The 17,392-nt window shown below is 41.6% G+C and carries 18 protein-coding genes and 1 pseudogene; 10 read left to right on the top strand and 9 right to left on the bottom strand.

Annotation, left to right across the window (positions count from 1 at the left end; translation table 11 throughout):
* A pseudogene (locus tag VB713_RS11085) lies at window positions 1-86 on the top strand (photosystem II protein D2); the annotation flags it as partial.
* Window positions 70-1,458, top strand: coding sequence for a photosystem II reaction center protein CP43 (gene psbC / locus VB713_RS11080; RefSeq protein ID WP_323311615.1), 1,389 nt, complete (start codon window positions 70-72; stop codon window positions 1,456-1,458). The pseudogene VB713_RS11085 and the gene psbC, both read left to right, overlap by 17 nt.
* A gap of 540 nt (window positions 1,459-1,998) precedes the next feature.
* Here the strand turns inward: psbC and VB713_RS11075 are convergent.
* The 4 genes from VB713_RS11075 to fabI form a co-directional block, all read right to left on the bottom strand.
* Window positions 1,999-3,432 (bottom strand): SLBB domain-containing protein, encoded by a 1,434-nt coding sequence (locus VB713_RS11075; protein ID WP_323311614.1) that lies wholly within the window; start codon window positions 3,430-3,432, stop codon window positions 1,999-2,001.
* A gap of 675 nt (window positions 3,433-4,107) precedes the next feature.
* Window positions 4,108-5,073 carry an ABC transporter ATP-binding protein gene (locus VB713_RS11070; protein ID WP_323311613.1) on the bottom strand — a complete coding sequence of 322 codons (966 nt, stop codon included), beginning with the start codon at window positions 5,071-5,073 and terminating at the stop codon, window positions 4,108-4,110.
* A gap of 136 nt (window positions 5,074-5,209) precedes the next feature.
* The gene (gene hisB, locus VB713_RS11065) at window positions 5,210-5,806 is read right to left on the bottom strand and encodes an imidazoleglycerol-phosphate dehydratase HisB (RefSeq protein WP_323311612.1); all 597 of its coding nucleotides are present in this window, start codon (window positions 5,804-5,806) and stop codon (window positions 5,210-5,212) included.
* A 162-nt stretch (window positions 5,807-5,968) separates the two neighbouring features.
* The gene (fabI, locus tag VB713_RS11060) at window positions 5,969-6,745 is read right to left on the bottom strand and encodes an enoyl-ACP reductase FabI (RefSeq protein WP_323311611.1); all 777 of its coding nucleotides are present in this window, start codon (window positions 6,743-6,745) and stop codon (window positions 5,969-5,971) included.
* Between the two features lie 379 nt (window positions 6,746-7,124).
* Between fabI and ntcA the strand changes: the two genes are divergently transcribed.
* From ntcA to VB713_RS11045, 3 genes are all read left to right on the top strand, one after another.
* Window positions 7,125-7,796: a global nitrogen regulator NtcA gene (gene ntcA, locus VB713_RS11055; protein WP_015214649.1), complete on the top strand. Its 672-nt coding sequence runs from the start codon at window positions 7,125-7,127 to the stop codon at window positions 7,794-7,796.
* Between the two features lie 310 nt (window positions 7,797-8,106).
* Complete coding sequence (locus VB713_RS11050; protein WP_323311610.1) at window positions 8,107-9,597, top strand: DUF3084 domain-containing protein; 1,491 nt, start codon at window positions 8,107-8,109, stop codon at window positions 9,595-9,597.
* Window positions 9,598-9,671: 74 nt separating this feature from the next.
* On the top strand, window positions 9,672-10,106 hold the full coding sequence (locus tag VB713_RS11045) for a pre-16S rRNA-processing nuclease YqgF (RefSeq protein ID WP_323311609.1): 435 nt from the start codon (window positions 9,672-9,674) through the stop codon (window positions 10,104-10,106).
* Window positions 10,107-10,134: 28 nt separating this feature from the next.
* On the opposite strand, the gene VB713_RS11040 is transcribed toward VB713_RS11045, so the two are convergent.
* Window positions 10,135-10,398, bottom strand: coding sequence for a DUF3146 family protein (locus VB713_RS11040; RefSeq protein WP_015214646.1), 264 nt, complete (start codon window positions 10,396-10,398; stop codon window positions 10,135-10,137).
* 260 nt (window positions 10,399-10,658) lie between these two features.
* On the opposite strand from VB713_RS11040, the gene VB713_RS11035 reads away from it, so the two are divergent.
* A complete protein-coding gene (locus VB713_RS11035; RefSeq protein ID WP_323311608.1) occupies window positions 10,659-11,138 on the top strand; it encodes a pentapeptide repeat-containing protein in 480 nt (159 codons plus the stop codon).
* An 11-nt stretch (window positions 11,139-11,149) separates the two neighbouring features.
* A complete protein-coding gene (locus VB713_RS11030; protein WP_323311607.1) occupies window positions 11,150-11,689 on the top strand; it encodes a pentapeptide repeat-containing protein in 540 nt (179 codons plus the stop codon).
* 191 nt (window positions 11,690-11,880) lie between these two features.
* Here VB713_RS11030 and VB713_RS11025 read toward each other — a convergent pair whose 3' ends face one another.
* Window positions 11,881-12,303, bottom strand: coding sequence for a putative toxin-antitoxin system toxin component, PIN family (locus tag VB713_RS11025; protein WP_323311606.1), 423 nt, complete (start codon window positions 12,301-12,303; stop codon window positions 11,881-11,883).
* The gene (locus tag VB713_RS11020; RefSeq protein WP_323311605.1) at window positions 12,293-12,541 is read right to left on the bottom strand and encodes a hypothetical protein; all 249 of its coding nucleotides are present in this window, start codon (window positions 12,539-12,541) and stop codon (window positions 12,293-12,295) included. Before VB713_RS11020 ends, VB713_RS11025 begins: the two co-directional genes overlap by 11 nt.
* A gap of 258 nt (window positions 12,542-12,799) precedes the next feature.
* Here VB713_RS11020 and VB713_RS28250 point away from each other — a divergent pair, with 258 nt between their 5' ends.
* The 3 genes from VB713_RS28250 to VB713_RS11005 all read left to right on the top strand — a co-directional run bounded on the left by VB713_RS28250 (window position 12,800) and on the right by VB713_RS11005 (window position 14,758).
* A complete protein-coding gene (locus VB713_RS28250) occupies window positions 12,800-13,330 on the top strand; it encodes a pentapeptide repeat-containing protein (protein WP_416242437.1) in 531 nt (176 codons plus the stop codon).
* Between the two features lie 273 nt (window positions 13,331-13,603).
* Window positions 13,604-14,134, top strand: coding sequence for a pentapeptide repeat-containing protein (locus tag VB713_RS11010; protein WP_323311603.1), 531 nt, complete (start codon window positions 13,604-13,606; stop codon window positions 14,132-14,134).
* A 213-nt stretch (window positions 14,135-14,347) separates the two neighbouring features.
* Window positions 14,348-14,758, top strand: coding sequence for a pentapeptide repeat-containing protein (locus VB713_RS11005; RefSeq protein WP_323311602.1), 411 nt, complete (start codon window positions 14,348-14,350; stop codon window positions 14,756-14,758).
* A 273-nt stretch (window positions 14,759-15,031) separates the two neighbouring features.
* On the opposite strand, the gene VB713_RS11000 is transcribed toward VB713_RS11005, so the two are convergent.
* On the bottom strand, window positions 15,032-15,184 hold the full coding sequence (locus VB713_RS11000) for a hypothetical protein (protein WP_323311601.1): 153 nt from the start codon (window positions 15,182-15,184) through the stop codon (window positions 15,032-15,034).
* A 32-nt stretch (window positions 15,185-15,216) separates the two neighbouring features.
* Window positions 15,217-17,373, bottom strand: a complete 2,157-nt coding sequence (locus tag VB713_RS10995; RefSeq protein WP_323311600.1) for a polyribonucleotide nucleotidyltransferase — start codon at window positions 17,371-17,373, stop codon at window positions 15,217-15,219.
* Between the last annotated feature and the right edge of the window lie 19 nt (window positions 17,374-17,392).

The raw sequence follows: 17,392 nt of genomic DNA, 5'->3' as shown, positions 1-17,392 counted from the left end.
TCCGCGCTTGGATGGCTCCTCAAGATCAACCCCACGAACAATTTGTATTCCCTGAGGAGGTATTACCTCGTGGTAACGCTCTCTAATAGATCATCAGTTATTGGCAGCGGACGTGACCTAGAATCAAGCGGCTTCGCTTGGTGGTCTGGTAACGCTCGTTTAATTAACCTATCTGGTAAACTGCTTGGCGCTCACGTAGCCCATGCTGGTTTAATCGTCTTCTGGGCTGGAGCAATGACTTTATTTGAAGTTGCTCACTTTATTCCCGAAAAGCCCATGTATGAACAGGGTTTGATTCTTCTACCTCACCTGGCCACACTTGGTTGGGGCGTTGGTGCAGGTGGTGAAGTCCTTGATACCTTCCCCTATTTTGTTGTTGGTGTACTTCACCTAATTTCCTCCGCAGTTCTAGGCTTTGGTGGTATTTATCATGCCGTCCGTGGTCCTGAAACCTTAGAAGAATATTCTGCCTTCTTTGGTTATGACTGGAAAGACAAGAACAAGATGACCAACATCATTGGCTTCCACCTGATCATCCTTGGATGTGGTGCGTTGTTGTTGGTTCTAAAGGCTATGTTCTTCGGTGGAGTTTATGATACATGGGCTCCCGGCGGTGGTGATGTTCGCGTCATTACTAACCCAACATTAAACCCAGCAGTTATCTTCGGTTATCTAATCAAAGCTCCCTTTGGTGGCGAAGGTTGGATTATCAGCGTTGATAACATGGAAGATGTTATTGGCGGTCACATCTGGATTGCTTTAATTTGTATATCTGGTGGTATTTGGCACATCTTCACCAAGCCTTTTGCTTGGTCACGTCGTGCATCCATCTGGTCTGGTGAAGCTTACCTATCCTACAGTTTGGGAGCTTTGTCCTTGATGGGCTTCATTGCCTCCACAATGGTTTGGTTCAACAACACTGTTTATCCCAGTGAGTTTTTTGGACCTACTGCTTCTGAAGCTTCTCAAGCTCAAGCTTTAACCTTCTTGATTCGTGACCAACGCTTAGGAGCTAACGTCGGTTCTGCTCAAGGCCCCACAGGTCTTGGTAAATACCTCATGCGCTCTCCCACCGGTGAAATTATCTTCGGTGGTGAAACCATGCGTTTCTGGGATTTCCGTGGACCTTGGTTGGAGCCTCTACGCGGACCAAATGGTCTTGACTTAGAAAAAATCAAGAATGATATTCAACCTTGGCAAGCTCGTCGTGCTGCTGAATACATGACTCATGCTCCTCTGGGTTCTTTGAACTCTGTAGGTGGTGTGGCTACAGAAATTAACTCTTTCAACTATGTATCTCCCCGTGCATGGTTGGCTACCTCTCACTTCGTGTTAGGTTTCTTCTTCCTCATTGGCCACTTATGGCACGCTGGACGCGCTCGTGCAGCTGCTGGTGGTTTTGAGAAAGGTATTGACCGTGAGACTGAGCCAGTTATGTTTATGAATGACCTTGACTAACGACTAAGTTGTGATCAAGTTTTTTCATCACTGACAATTAATTTTCCTGCTCTTGCTCATAGCAAGAGCTTTTTTTATCACTGATTTAACAGATTTAAGGATTTCACCCACATTCAGCATGAGTAAATATAATTAAAATATTCTTCCCAGCAGGTTGTTTTATCAAAAAATGAATTTCACAAAACAGCTAAAACCCAATCATAATAACCACCTCACATTTTTTATTCCCTATGGAGGTGTTCAAGGAATTTAATCTCGAACTGACTAATTTATTGACAATAGTGTCAATAAGCCTGGTTTGTCCGTTAGGTATGGCAGTAATCGCCGTAATATGAAATTGAGTTTTATAGGATGAAAGCCTTGTTATCATTGGATTGTAGATAATTACAAAAAATCGAAAAATACCTGCGGAATGTGGGATTTCACGGAATGAAGGCTTTTTTTAAGCTGTTATAAAAAACTAAGCCTGCTCATGCAGGCTGAAATCGCATATTCTCAATGAGGGGAATTGAAAAATTTTCCCCAATTGTCAACATTAATCTAGAATCCAAAAAACAATCTAACAATACCCAAAATAGTACCCAAAGGACCAGCTACAGTATTGACTGTATCACTGGTTTTAGCAATACCAGAACGGCCGACTACGACAACATCATTATCGCGAAGTATGGGATTGGTTTCCTCATTAATTTCTTTTGAGAAATCTATTTTAACTACACGTTTAGATACAGTACCATTGGGATTGAGGCGAATCAAATCTACCGCAGCACTACTGGCTCTAGCATCATTAAACCCACCAGCGGCAAGTAATGCCTGATTTAAAGAGCTATTTGGCTGTAAATCTGTTAATCCAGGTTTTTTAACTTCTCCTACTACCCCAACTTGAATTTTTGCAGGTGATAAAGTAGTGGTAGCTAATTGAGTAGCTTCGGCTGTGTTAATATCTGTGGCTGTGGGAACAATGATTGTATCTCCATCTTGCAACACTACATCTTGATTCAGATCCCCAGTCTGCAATAATTCCCAGAGATTAACATTTAAACTTTGTTCTGAGCCAATTCTTGTAGGACGGCGGATTTTAATACTACGAACATCCGCTTGTGATGTAATTCCCCCAGCTAGTTGAATTGCCCGCATTACAGTTGGTAAACCACTTCCAGGAGCTACAGCACCTGCTTCCGTAGTGGAAGCACCTGATGTCACAAGATAGGAACCAGGACGATGAACTTGACCTGTAATGGCCACGGTGCGGGGTGAGCTTTGACTAGCTGCATAGTTAGTTGCAAATAAATTGCGGGCTTCAGCAACGTTGAAATCCGTGGCTGTGGGTACAACTATGGTGTCTCCATCTCGTAGGGTGATATCTTGCGGTATCCTGCCTGTTTGAGTGAGTTCCTTTAAGTTAAAACTGATAACTTGCTCACCAGAACGTCCTATTTTACGGCGTAATTGCACTTTAGTGACATCTGCGGCTAGTGTTACCCCTTGGGCTGTGGTCAGTGCAGCTAATACGGTTGGGTATTGTACACCTGGACTGTCTCCTCCACTTCCTTCTAAGCTGAGGGTGTAAGATCCTGGTCGTGTTACTTCTCCGGCTACAAAAACATTGATAGGACGAGAAGATAACAAATTCACGGAAATCAGGGGACGTTTGAGAAAACGAGCATATCTTCTGGCTATTTCGTCAGATGCTTGTTCTGTTGTTAATCCCAGTACGGATATACTGCCAATTAAGGGCATATTAATTGCACCACCGGGGGGAACTTGGTATTCACCTGTATATTCTGGTACTTCAAATACATTGATGCGAATGCGATCGCCACCCCCTAATAAGTAATCTGTAGATATACTCGAAGATGATACTGGTTGTTGCTGCGCTAGACTAACAGATGGTAAAGCGATATTGACAGTCGTTAATAAAACTACAGCCGTAGTTGAATGGGTGAAAATTTTCCACAAATGTATATTAAGCATATTTACCTGAGACTCAGAGACTACGATCTGTAAAGTATTGTCTAGACATTTTAACGTTGACTTTACTTATTTATTGAAGTTCCTCAACACTGCTATTTTCCTAAGTAATCTTGATTTTCCGGATATAATTTAATGAGGAATTCTGAATTTTTAGTTAAGTTAATTTAAAGCGGAACTCAGTGAGAACAATTTAATTGATAACGATTAGAGCAATTTTTATGCAAATAGTCAATAGTCAAGAATCAAAATTTATATTTAAAGTTGAAATACCTTGGTAATTTATGCAAACAGTAAATAATTAAATTAATTAAGGGTTATTAACACTACATTATTTTAAATGATTTTTTTAACTTCGATACAGTAGCTAAAATAACTATTGTAAATTATCAGTTAAGGTGAAAATAGCAGTGTTAGACGAAATACAATTCCTACTTACGCTGTTTTATTACCTGTGACATAAAATTAATTATACATTTTTGCCATATTATTCAGGCGATAATACCCTGCAAATGTCATCCATACATAGAGACTAACTCAAGCTTGTCCACTAGACAAGGCAAACTACTAGTACACAACAGCGGAAATAAACCAACTACTCTAAATCTCCGACAACCCTATGTTGTCTTCCTTTTGACTTTTGACTTCCGCCCTGCGTTACTAGCTGGGTTAATGATTTTATTTTTGGATCTGCTGGATAAAGAATTCCTCTAGAGATTTACGAGATAAGTTCATGTTGATGATTTCTCCTCCCATTAACCGGAGACTGGCGAGAAAATCATAGTAATCGTCTTGTAATATACCGTGCCAAGAACCATCAGGCTTAAATTCTAGATCGGGTATTCTCTTTTTGAGAGTTGCTGCATCGCCCCCTTGACCTGTGACATGATATGTATTTTCTGTACCTAAGAGTTCATTGAGGGAACCAGAGCAAATTAATTCTCCTTGATCTAGGATAGCTACGCGATCGCATATTTGTTCCACTTCACTCAAAACATGACTGTTGAAAAATATCGTTTTTCCAGCAGCTTTCAAGGAAAGGATAATTTCTCGCATTTGGTAACGTCCCAAAGGATCAAGTCCAGACATGGGTTCATCCAGAAATACCAAATCGGGATCATTAATTAGTGCCTGAGCCATACCCACACGCTGAAGCATACCTTTAGAATAACGACGCATCAGCTTTTTGCGAGCATCAATTTGAGATAAACCTACTAATTCCAGAAGTTGGGGAATGCGTTGACGTTGTACCTGGGAGGGAATTTGGAATAAACCCGCTGCTAACTGCAAAAATTCCCAACCAGTGAGATAGTCATACAAATAGGGATTCTCTGGTAAATAACCAATTCTTTGCTTCACAGAGCGATCGCCAATTGGCTTACCTAATAATAAACCCCTCCCAGAAGAAGGACGGATAATTCCCAGCAACAGTTTTAACAGCGTAGTTTTACCAGCCCCATTAGGGCCTAGTAAACCAAAAGTTTGCCCTGGATAAACTTGTAAAGAACAACTTTTGAGGGATACAACTTTTTGATTCAGCCAAAACCCAGTACGATAGACTTTTCGCAACTCAGAAGTTAGGACTACTGGTGGTTGTTCCAAAGGATTAAGTTGAGGTTCAGGGGTGTCGGCAACAGAATTCATTGTAGTTAAATGATCAATTCCCGGCTAGATGTGATTAGTTACAGAATATCTGGTAAGACGATAATAAATAGCACTCATTATTTTAATGTGTCATTTATCGCCAACCAATGAGCTTTTTAACACTTTTTCTAGCAACTTATAAAACACCTTTAGAACTAGGAATAGTCTCCGCACGACGAGGATCTATTTCTACGGCCATTCGCATGGCTCTAGAGAAAGCTTTAAAAGTTGCTTCAATAATATGATGTGAATTTATACCATCTAACTGGCGAATATGCAAGGTCATTTGGCTATGATTTACTAATGCCACAAAAAACTCGCGTACCAATTGAGTATCATAAGTTCCTACCCGTTGAGTAGGAATTTCTAAACCATAGCTAAGATGAGGTCTGCCAGAAAAATCCAAAGCCACCTGAATTAAAGCTTCATCTAAGGGTGCCAGAAAATTACCAAAGCGGACAATACCTTTTTTATTACCTAGTGCTTGATATAAGGCTTGACCCAAAGTAATGCCCACATCTTCATTAGTGTGGTGATCATCAATTTCCCAGTCACCTTGGGCTTGAATATCTAAATCAAACAGCCCATGAGAAGCTATTTGATGCAACATATGATCCAAAAAAGGAATACCAGTGGCAGCCTTACAGATGCCTGTACCATCAAGATTGATAGTAACTTGGATATCTGTTTCCCCAGTAGTCCGGTGAACTGTAGCAATGCGGTGATTAGTCATTGGTCATTGGTCATTGGTCATTGGTCATTGGTCATTGGTCATTGGTCATTAGTCATTGGGCATTAGTCATTGGGCATTAGGAAAAACTCTTTTCCTCTGCTCCCTGCTCCCTGCTCCCTGCTCCCTGCTCCCTGCCCCCTGCCCCCTGCCCCCTGCCTCTTATCACATTCCCATAATTTCATATCCTGCATCTACATATAGTATTTGTCCAGTAATGCCGCTTGCCAAATCACTGCACAAAAAAGCTGCTGTATTACCCACTTCTAGCTGAGTAACAGTCCGACGCAAGGGAGCGATTTCTTCAACGTGATGAATCATATCTAAAATACCGCCCACGGCTGAAGATGCCAAGGTGCGGATAGGTCCGGCGGAAATACCATTAACGCGAATATTTTGGGGGCCAAGTTCAGATGCCAAGTAACGTACACTTGCTTCTAATCCAGCTTTAGCTACTCCCATGATGTTATAATTGGGGATTGCCCGGACTGCACCCAAATATGTGAGAGTGACAATACTCCCACCGTCTGTCATGAGAGGTTTAGCCGCACCACTTAATTGCACTAGTGAATAAGTGCTAACTTCTAAAGCCTTGTTGAAACCAGAACGGGAGGTCTGGCTAAAATCTCCAGTTAAATCATCTCTGTTGGCAAAAGCTAGGCAATGAATGAGGATGTCTATCTTACCCCATTGCTGGCGGACAGTTTCAAAGGTGGATTGAATTTGCTCTTCGTTTTCTACATTACAGGGGAGGAACAAGCTGGGATTGAGGGGTTCTACTAATTCTGAGACTTTTTTCTCGAATTTGCCTTTTTCATCTGGCAAATAGGTAATACCCAAGTTAGCACCTGCTTTGTGGAGTTGTTGGGCAATACCCCAGGCAATGGAGCGATTATTGGCAATACCTGTTACGAGGGCGTTTTTTCCGGACAGATTCAGCATAGAAATTGTTAATTTGATCAATCATTAGGAGCATACTAGAATCTGAGCCTATTTTGACTTTGTTGGCGGTGTGATTTTCAATAAATCTAATTAATTAGGGTGCTGAGTGCAACAAAATTTTTGCTGATTGTTTAAGAAGTTATAAAGATATCGGAAGTTTTTATAGGAAAAAACCTTTTAACTTGAGGTTTTGAAACTACTTATCAACATTTGATGGCTAAAAATAACAAGAATTATGTATCATAATAAACAAATGGCTATAAAGCAGCAAATTTGAGTATAGGAAAAAACAAAAAGGTTGACGGTGCTTTCTTGATTTTTCAGGTGTATTCTTAGGTAATCAGTTTTTGTTTTTCCGGCATTGGGTAGGGGAAGGGAGATGATCGTGACACAAGATAAAGCCCTAGCAAATGTTTTTCGTCAGATGGCGACCGGAGCGTTTCCTCCGGTTGTGGAAACGTTTGAACGCAACAAAACGATCTTTTTTCCCGGCGATCCTGCCGAACGAGTTTATTTTCTTCTCAAGGGTGCTGTAAAACTTTCCAGGGTATATGAGGCAGGAGAAGAAATAACGGTAGCGCTGCTGCGGGAAAATAGCGTTTTCGGTGTGTTGTCGTTGCTAACGGGCAATAAATCAGATAGATTTTACCATGCGGTGGCATTTACCGCTGTAGAATTGCTTTCAGCACCAATTGAACAAGTTGAGCAAGCGCTCAAGGAAAATCCAGAATTATCTATGTTAATGCTGCGGGGTCTTTCTTCGCGGATTCTTCAGACAGAGATGATGATTGAGACGCTTGCTCACCGAGATATGGGTTCTAGATTGGTGAGTTTTTTATTAATTCTTTGTCGAGATTTTGGTGTACCTTGTGCTGATGGCATCACAATTGATTTGAAGTTATCTCATCAAGCGATCGCAGAAGCAATTGGTTCTACTCGCGTTACTGTCACCAGGTTACTGGGAGATTTACGTGAGAAAAAAATGATTTCGATCCACAAAAAGAAGATTACTGTGCATAAACCTGTAACTTTAAGTAGGCAATTTACATAAAGTTAGGAAACAGGGACAGGTGATAGGGAGCAGGGGCAGGGGGCAGGGAGCAGGGAGCAGGGAGCAGGGAGCAGGGGAAATTTATTTATAACCTCTTTCCCAGTCCTCAATCCCCGATCCTCAGTCCTCAATCCCCAGTCCCCAGTCCCCAGTCCCCAGTCCCCAGTCCCCAAACAATTAGAGGTAAATCTAAAAATTGAGTAATTCATGCATTTGCCAATCTTCTTTTTTCCACAGACTATGGTTGAAAGTAGTAGGCTGTATCTGGAAAGATTATGCCTCCGGCACGCTCCGTGAACGGTAGTTAAAGATGGCCACTGGGTACATCCTCATTGCAGCAATTTTAATTTTGGGAGGCGTAATTGCCACCGTGGGCGATCGCATTGGCACACGAGTTGGCAAAGCACGTCTCTCACTTTTCAACCTGCGTCCTAAAAAAACGGCGGTACTAGTTACTATTTTTACTGGTGGTTTGATTTCTGCATCAACTCTAGCGGTTTTATTTGCTGCTGATGAAGGATTGCGGAAGGGAGTATTTGAATTAGAGGACATTCAAAATGACCTCAGAAATAAGCGAGAACAACTCAAAACCGCAGAAACGGAAAAAAGTCAGGTAGAAGACAAGCTCAACCAAGCCAGGCAAGAACAAACCCAGGCACAACAAGATTTACAGAAGATTAATCAGTCCTTGCAAGCAGCAAATGCCAAACAACAGATAACACAAGCTCAACTTAATCGCACTATTAGCCAACAAGCTAAAACACAAGCACAACTCCAAGGTACTCAAAGCCGACTTGGGGAAGTGGTGAGTCAGTATCAACAAGCGACAGGGGAATTAGAAAACCTTTATAATCAACGCAAGACATTACAGGCAGCGGTTGAACAGTTAAAAATAGAACGCCAGCGATTGTATGTGGAAGCGAAAAAAGCGATTGACGAAGCGAAGACAGCTATTGAAAAACGCGATCGCGAACTTGCTAATCGCCAAGAAGCGATTGAAAAGCGTGATCAGAAAATTGCTCAGTTAGATAAACTTATTCAAAATCGCAATCTGGAAATTAAAAATAGAGAGCAAGTCATTGCTACTAGAGAATCTCGTCTCAAAGAATTAGAAAAACAGCAAAAATATTTAGAACAGGAAGTAGCAAGGCTAGAAAAATATTACCAGTCATACCGTGACTTGCGTCTGGGTAAGTTAGCTATAGTGCGGGGTCAAGTTCTAGCCGCTGGTGTGGTGCGTGTAGCTCAACCTACTGCGGCTCGTCAGGTGGTAATACAAATTTTGCGGGAAGCTAACCGCAATGCCAACCTAGAATTAAGTGAACCTGGCACAAATCCCGCAAATGCAGAGCTATTGCGTGTTACTCAAGATAGGGTTGATCAACTGATCAAACAAATTAATGATGGTCGAGAATATGTGGTGCGAATTTTCTCAGCGGGCAATTATGTCAGAGGAGAAAATCAGATAGAATTTTTTGCTGATGCCACGCGCAATCAATTAGTATTTTCGGCAGGCGAAATACTGGCTACCACTTCTGGTGATATGAAAAATATGACATCATATCAACTAAGGCAACGCCTGGATTTATTAATTTCTGCTTCCCAATTCCGCGCTCGAAATGCGGGAATTATCGAAACGGTGCAGATAGATGGTACTTTTCTCCGCTTTTTTGCCCAATTGCAACAGTCTGGAAGACCCCTGGAAATTAAAGCTATAGCTGCTGAGGATACATATACAGCAGGTCCTTTGAGAGTCAAGTTGGTTGCTCTGCTCAATGGACAAATTTTATTTAGTACTTAGAGAGATGGGAGAATGAGGAGGAATAATATTTATGTTTCTGTCTTCTGCCTCCTGTTCCTTGTTCCCTGTTTCTAATGACTAATACACAACCTGCAATTTTAGGCTTTGATCCCGGTCGAGATAAATGTGGTGTAGCCGTGATGGGACTGGATCGGCAACTGTATTATCATCAAGTTGTGCCTGCTGGTGATGCGATCGCTCAAATTGAGACTTTACGACAAAAGTTTCCTATTTCCTTAATTGTCATGGGCGACCAAACAACAGCGAAAAAGTGGAAACAACGGCTAAATCAGGAATTAACAGATTCGCTGAATATCATTTTAATAGATGAACGATATAGCACCTTAGAAGCACGCGATCGCTATTGGCAGATGTTCCCACCCACAGGACTCACTAAACTCTTACCCAAGGGTTTGCGTCAACCACCACGACCAATAGATGACATTGTTGCCATTCTCTTAATTGAACGCTACCTCAACCGCTTAACTGCCAGTAGTTCTAATGACTAATGACTAATGACTAATGACTAATGACTAATTACAATTCAGCCCGAATAGTAAAAGCATAATCGCCTCCTGGTTCTAACTGGTAATCTTGTGTTTCCAGAAAGCGGCCGAGAGGTTCTTTAATTAAAGCCCGTCCTTGGGAAGGCTTGACAGACAGTTCTCCCCGACGGAAATGCCACTGAAAATGCCATTCAAAATCGCCGGCACTCACTTCACCTTCAAGAAAGCCATGTTGCCAAGATTGGCGGGTGATTCTGACATTGGCAGTTGTTTCTGGTAAACGTTTAGCACTCACTATGCTTGATTTCAAGTATGGGATAAAAGTCAACCATGTAGGTTACTTAATCTTTATGTACCAAAAATACCTGAAATTGACAAATTGGCAAAGAACCTGAAACTCTCGTTTTGTCAGGATGTCGCTGATTGTGGAAAATAAATGTAATATTTTATGTAGTAAATATTACTTTTTCGTGCGTAAGCTTAAATTTTGAAAAAAGTAGTTTAGGGGTTGAGTGGATTATTTTTAGATATGTTATTTAACGTGGGAATTGATCTGTGGACAAAGATAGAAAAAGAATGGAAGAAAGGCAAGAGCTTGAGCGTCGGTTCAATGCTAGAGACTTTGAGTTTCTCGACAGATTCTTTGCTCCCAATATCAGTACTGAAGAATTTCTCAAACGTTTTGCTGCTAGAGAAAAAGAGTTTGTCGATATTTGCTTGGGAGGACTGAATCTGACTGGAATCAACTTGGCTGGAGCTAACTTGACTGGGGCTAAGTTGTTGGGTGCTAATCTGAGTGGAGCTATTTTGAGTGGAGCTAACTTGAGCTATGCTTTCTTGGATGGAGCTAACTTGAGCGGTGCCAATCTGGAAGGAGCTATTTTGATTGGTGCTTCCATAGTTGGAACTAACTTGGAAAATGCCAACCTCCGAGGAACTATTGGTTCCTTTGGTCATGCTAATGGAGCTTTTTACCACAATACTATTATGCCCAGTGGCAGGATTTTTGTTGGTCCCGACTGGATTGAAGGTTGAATGGAAGTAAAATGATAGTCTTGAAGATGACTCCAGAAAAATTGGTTGGTAGCTACCTCCAAGGGGAGCGTGACTTTAGAGGAATCAAATTGATCCAATCCCCATTTGATGTTGAAGGAAACGAAATCGACTTGAGGGGGTTGTGTTTGCGAGATATTAACTTGAGTGGAGCCTATTTGAAAAAGGCTGATTTTACTGAAACTGATTTGAGCGGAGCCAATTTGCTCGGAGCTGTTTTGGAACAGGCTTGTTTCAGACGTGCTATTGTTAGGGATGCTAATTTGTATTCCGCTAATTTGCGCTGGTGTGACTTGACCGAAGCTGATTTGAGGGGAAGTATCCTCGATCATATCAATGCTACTTGCGCTTACTTCGATAGAGCGATCAACATTGGAGCGATGGAATATGCTATTTTGGCTGATGCCAGCTTCCAAGATGCTCATATCCCTGACCAACTTATCTGTCGTGGCGGAAATTTAATTTGGAGAACTGTTATGCCCGATGGCACTATCAAACTTGAACCCCAGTACGGAGATGGGGAAGGTAGATAGTGCGATCGCTCGCCCGTAGCTTGGGTTGAGAAACGATACCCAACATTAATCAACTATAATTAACCTTATAAATATCTCTACATCATCAATATCGGCCTCAAGAGAATACAACATTTTGCTATTGCTCATTCACTTCCCACATCGTTTGCAAATTTTAATTTGATAACAGTGTAATGAACGCTAATCTTGTATCAACCAGCATTAATCTTATCTAAGAAATTCTGAACATTTAAAATATCAATCTGTCGAAAGGGATTGAGGACAAGCAAATCTTCATCACCTGTAATAACACATTCAGCTTTTCCACTTAGAGCTAATTCCAAGTATTTATTATCTTTGGGATCTCGGCATTCATTCACCTGTTCAGTGATGTTAATAAACTCAGCAGTTTCTACTAAAATTTCTAGAAATTCTTTGCGTTTTGACAGGGCTGTATAACGGTCAAATTTAGGACGTGATAAAACTTCTTGTAGCTCTGTCAAGACTGAATCAGTTAACAAAATAATGCCTATATCTTGAGCTTTATCTAGTGCCTGTCGTGGCTTACTTTGACTAAATAAAAATGCACTTACCAATACATTTGCGTCAAAAACAAATCGCCGCTCATTCATCATCTTGCAAAATTGATTCCAAAATCTCAGGTGTTAAACCTTTTGCTTGCGCTTCTTTACTAACTTCATCCATAGTGTTCCTAAGTCTTTGAATCGCTTCTTTTCTAGAGTTGAAAAAGTTTAATTGCATAATTGATGCAAACTTTAATTGAATTTGTTCCTGTTCTTCCTTTGTCGCTCTGCGATAGGCTTCTGCAATCTCTGAAGGAACTTTGATTGTGATTTCTTCTATAGTAGCCATATTTTGCTAATCTTTAATACTTCTATTTTATGATCATATCATATCTAAATTTTTGAATTATTTGTAATGTAATTAGGTTGCATTCCACCTACCACAAGCGAATGCGGTGAGGTCGATGAGGATTGTACCACCGTTTGGGCAGACAAGGGAGTCATAGTTGGTGATTTGGAGGGTTAGGTTGAAGCTGGGGTCCAAGAGAGTGTTCCAAAGATTTTGTGGGTTATCTTTGAATGTGTTAGTTGATGCAGAAGGTAAATTATGGATGTTGAAGAATTCTTAGAAAGGTATGCTGTTGGAGAGAGAAATTTTGCTGGACTTCTTAATTTCATTGAAATTGGTTTGAATTTTACTGATATGGACTTGAGCGGGGCTGACTTGAGCGGAGTTAATTTGGAAGGAGTTATTTTGGAGGGTACTAACCTGGACAATACTAATCTCAGTGGGGCTAATCTCAGGGGAGCCTACATGGAAGGAACTGAGTTGAATGAAGCCATCCTTAACGGCGCTAATTTGAGTGAGGCTAGAGGTGGTCAAGCCAACTTCATCAATACTTCCTTTGTCAACACTAACCTGAGCAGAGCCGAAATGTATCAATGCGGTTTTAATGGCGCTAATTTTAGCCATGCTATTCTCAGGGATGCTTTCGTGAACCACTCCTCTTTCAATTGTGCTAACTTCACCAATGCCGATTTGCGTTCGGTTGAGGGCTTCTATAACATTCGTAAGGCTATTTTCTGTAATACCATCATGCCTGATGGAAGTATTTGGTACGACAGTATTGGGTATTGAAGACCATACAATATTGCTGTCTGCATATATTTCATTCTTTTGGGAACCCAAAAATTCGTCTGCTAGTGCGATCGCTCGTAGGTTGGGTTGAGGAACGTTCACGTAGTGTGCCGGAGGCATAACCCAACATTAATCAACTATCATTAACCTTATAAATATTTCTACATCATCAATATCTGAAGGAACTTTGATTGTCATTTTTTCTAGGTTTTGCCACAGATTTAGTGGGTTATGGTTATCTTTATATCAGTTGATTGATGTAAGGGCTGAGTTATGGATGCTGAGGAATTGCTCAGGCGTTATGCTGCCGGGGAAAGAGATTTTCGTGGTGTTGATTTGCAAGGAATTAACTTGAGAGAGGCTGAGTTGACTCGGATTAACCTGGGAAGAGCCAACTTGAGAGGAGCTGATTTGATAGGTGCTAACTTGATGTGTGCTAATTTGAGAGAGGCTGACCTCACTAATGCCAATTTGAAGGGAGCCGAATTGAGTAATGCCAATATGATCCGAGCTAACTTGCAGGGGGCTGATCTCAGACGTGCATTGATATGGGGTACCGGGTTGAGAGAAGCTGACTTGACTGGTGCTAACTTGGAAGGAGCTAATTTGACCGATGCTATTTTGACTAATGCCGAATTTGGAGTTGTTAGCCTGGAGCGTACTATTCTGATTGGTACTAACCTGGAAGGAATTAAAAGTTCCGGCCATCCAACTGTTGGATTGAACAGTATCTTCAATGCTTTCTACTGGTACACTATCTTGCCAGATGGAAGAACTGAGGTTGGTCCCAGATACGGTTCCTAAACTTAGTGCGATCGCTCGTAGGTTGGGTTGAGGAACGTTCACGTAGTGTGCCGGAGGCATAACCCAACATTAATCAACTATCATTAACCTTATAAATATTTCTACATCATCAATATCTGAAGGAGCTTTGATTGTCATTTCTTCTAGGGTTTGCCACAGATTTAGTGGGTTATGGTTATCTTTATATGAGTTGATTGATGTAAAGGCTGAGTTATGGATGCTGAAGAGTTGCTCCAGCGCTATGCTGCTGGGGAAAGAGACTTTAGTGGAGTTGATTTGAGGGAAGCCGATTTGAGTAGTGCTGAATTGGGTAGAGCCAATTTGAGTGGTGCTAACTTGAGTGGAATTAACCTGAGTCGAGCTAATCTTTTGTTCGCTAATTTGAGTGGGGCTAATTTGAGTGGGGCTAATCTCAGCTATGCTGAATTGGGTTTAGCTAAGTTGACTGGTGCTAATTTGGGGGGTGCTAATGTGACTAGTGCTTCCATAGTTGGTGCCAGTTTGGAAAATGTCAACCTCAAAGGAGCTATTGGTAATTTCGGTCATGCCCACGGGGCTTTGTTTCAAAATACTATTTTGTCTAATGGTGAAATTATAGTCGATCCAGAGATTATTGAAGGATGAAAAATTGTTGGTTTCTCTATCAGCTAATAGAGAGTTACTCAAATCAGGATTGTCATATCTCTTTGTTTTTAGGCTGTACTGTTTCACTATCTCACTTAGGACATTTGATAGATGACTAAAAGTTAGGAAGATTATTTTCTCTTCTTACCTTTATTTCAATATCTTCGATAGTGCGATCGCTCTACTAACTCTCTCAATATACAAGGTTGGGTTGAGGAACGTTCACGTAGTGTGCCGGAGGCATAACCCAACATTAATCAACTATCATTAACCTTATAAATATTTTGACATTGCTAACTCACTATTGAAAGCCAAAAACCAAGCCAGCTTTACTCCTGACTTCTGCCGTATATTCCAAAAATAATTTAAAGATAGTACAGCGATGCCTACTGTACAGGCATCGCGGATTTTAGATTTGCGATTCATCCCTAATCCAAAATCTAAAATCCTCAATCAATTTAATGATTCACTGCCGCAGCTTCCCGCGCCGCAGCTGCTTGATCTGGGTGGATACCCAAGCGTGTCAGGTTAATTCTCCCTTTATTGTCAATTTCGCGCACTTTGACAATCACTTCATCACCAACTGCTACTTCATCTTCAACTTTACCAACACGATAGTCAGCTAATTGAGAAATGTGAATCATGCCTTCTTTTCCTGGCAAGAATTCCACAAACGCACCAATGGGTATAATCCGTGTTACACGTCCTACGTAAACATCTCCCTCATGCAGCTTGCGAGTCATGCCTTGGACAATGTTACGCGCTCTTTTTGCCCTGCTTTCATCAACAGCAGAAATGGTGACTGTGCCATCGTCTTCAATGTCAATTTTTGCACCAGTTTCTTCAGTAATTCCCTTGATGGTTTTACCTCCGGGTCCAATAACCAGACCAATCATGTCGGGATCAATCTTGATCGTCAACAGACGTGGGGCATAAGCTGAAGTTTCTTCTCGTGGTGTGTCGATAGTCTGGAGCATTTTGTCCAGAATATGCAAGCGAGCAGCTTTAGCTTGATGGACAGCTTGAGCAATAACTTCCAAAGACAAACCAGATATTTTCATATCCATTTGCAAAGCTGTGATACCAGTATCAGTACCAGCAACCTTGAAGTCCATGTCACCCAAAAAGTCTTCAATCCCCTGAATATCGGTGAGGATTCGCACGTCGTCCCCTTCCTTAATCAGACCCATTGCGGCACCGCTCACAGGTTTAAGAATGGGTACACCAGCATCCATAAGAGAAAGGGTGGAACCGCAAACTGAACCCATTGAGGTCGAACCGTTAGAAGAAAGTACTTCCGAAACTATGCGGATCACGTAGGGGAATTGTTCTTTTGTCGGTAGCACAGGTAAAATCGCTCTTTCTGCCAATGCACCGTGACCGATTTCTCTTCTTCCTGGCGCACGCATGGGCTTGGTTTCCCCTACGGAAAAAGGAGGGAAGTTGTAATGATGCAGATAACGTTTATGTTGGTCTGCTTGCAAGTCATCATTGAGGTTTTGAGCATCTCCAGGTGTGCCAAGAGTGCAAGTAGATAATACCTGGGTTAGTCCTCGGTTAAATAAACCGCTACCATGAACCCGCTTGGGTAAAACGTCAACTTGGCAAGATATAGGCCGGACTTCATCTAGTTTGCGACCATCAACGCGAACGTTGTCTTCCACAATTTGACGGCGCATAAAGTGCTTAGTAATATCCTTGAAGGTATTGCCAAGGGCTTTATTATTTGCAGATGCAGCAGTGCGAATGGGATCTTCTTCGGGAAGAGCTTGAATTTCAGCTTTTATACCATCCTTAACAACATCTAAAGCAGTATCACGTTCTGGTTTGGTTAACTCAAATTGCGCCAAGATTTTTTTAATTTCAGCACTAGCGCGATCGCGGATATAGTTTTCTAGTGTTTGGTCTACTTCTGGTGGTTCTTCCTTGACAATTTTTAGACCCAGTTCATCCAACAAATCTAACTGCGCTTGAATTAAATCTCGCACAGCTTCGTAACCAAAATCAATCGCCTCGATAATATCTTGTTCCGGCAACTGATTTGCACCTGCTTCCACCATGATCACACCATCGGGTGAACCAGCGACGATCAGATCCAAGTCTCCGGCTTCGATTTCTGCATAGGTGGGGTTAATAATGAAATCATCTCCCACTAAGCCTACCCGCACTGCTGCCATTGGGCCATTAAAGGGAATTTGGGCAATGAGAGTAGCAATCGAAGCACCAGTCACAGCTAATACATCAGGCGGTACTTGCTCATCCATTGACAAGGTGAAAGCAATAACTTGCAAATCATCCCGTAACCATGAAGGAAATAGAGGACGTAAAGGACGGTCAATCAGACGGCTGGTAAGAATTGTTCTTTCTGGTGGACGACCTTCTCGGCGCATGATACCACCGGGAATTCTCCCTGCTGCATACAATCTTTCTTCGTAATCTACAGTTAGGGGAAGAAAGTCAATACCTTCTCTGGCTTGCGATCGCGTAGCTGTCACCAAAACAGCTGTATCCCCCGATTGTATCAACACCGACCCACCAGCTTGGGGGGCTAATAGTCCAACCTTCAGCCGAATATCCCGTCCATCAAAGGATATTGACTTATCAACTTCTGCCATTCAGTTTTTTTTCCTTCTA

It is taken from the genome of Anabaena cylindrica UHCC 0172, assembly GCF_034931625.1.
Lineage (GTDB): Bacteria > Cyanobacteriota > Cyanobacteriia > Cyanobacteriales > Nostocaceae > Anabaena > Anabaena cylindrica_A.
Note: the sequence above shows the minus strand (reverse complement) of the source record. Positions and strands in the feature narration are given on the sequence as shown.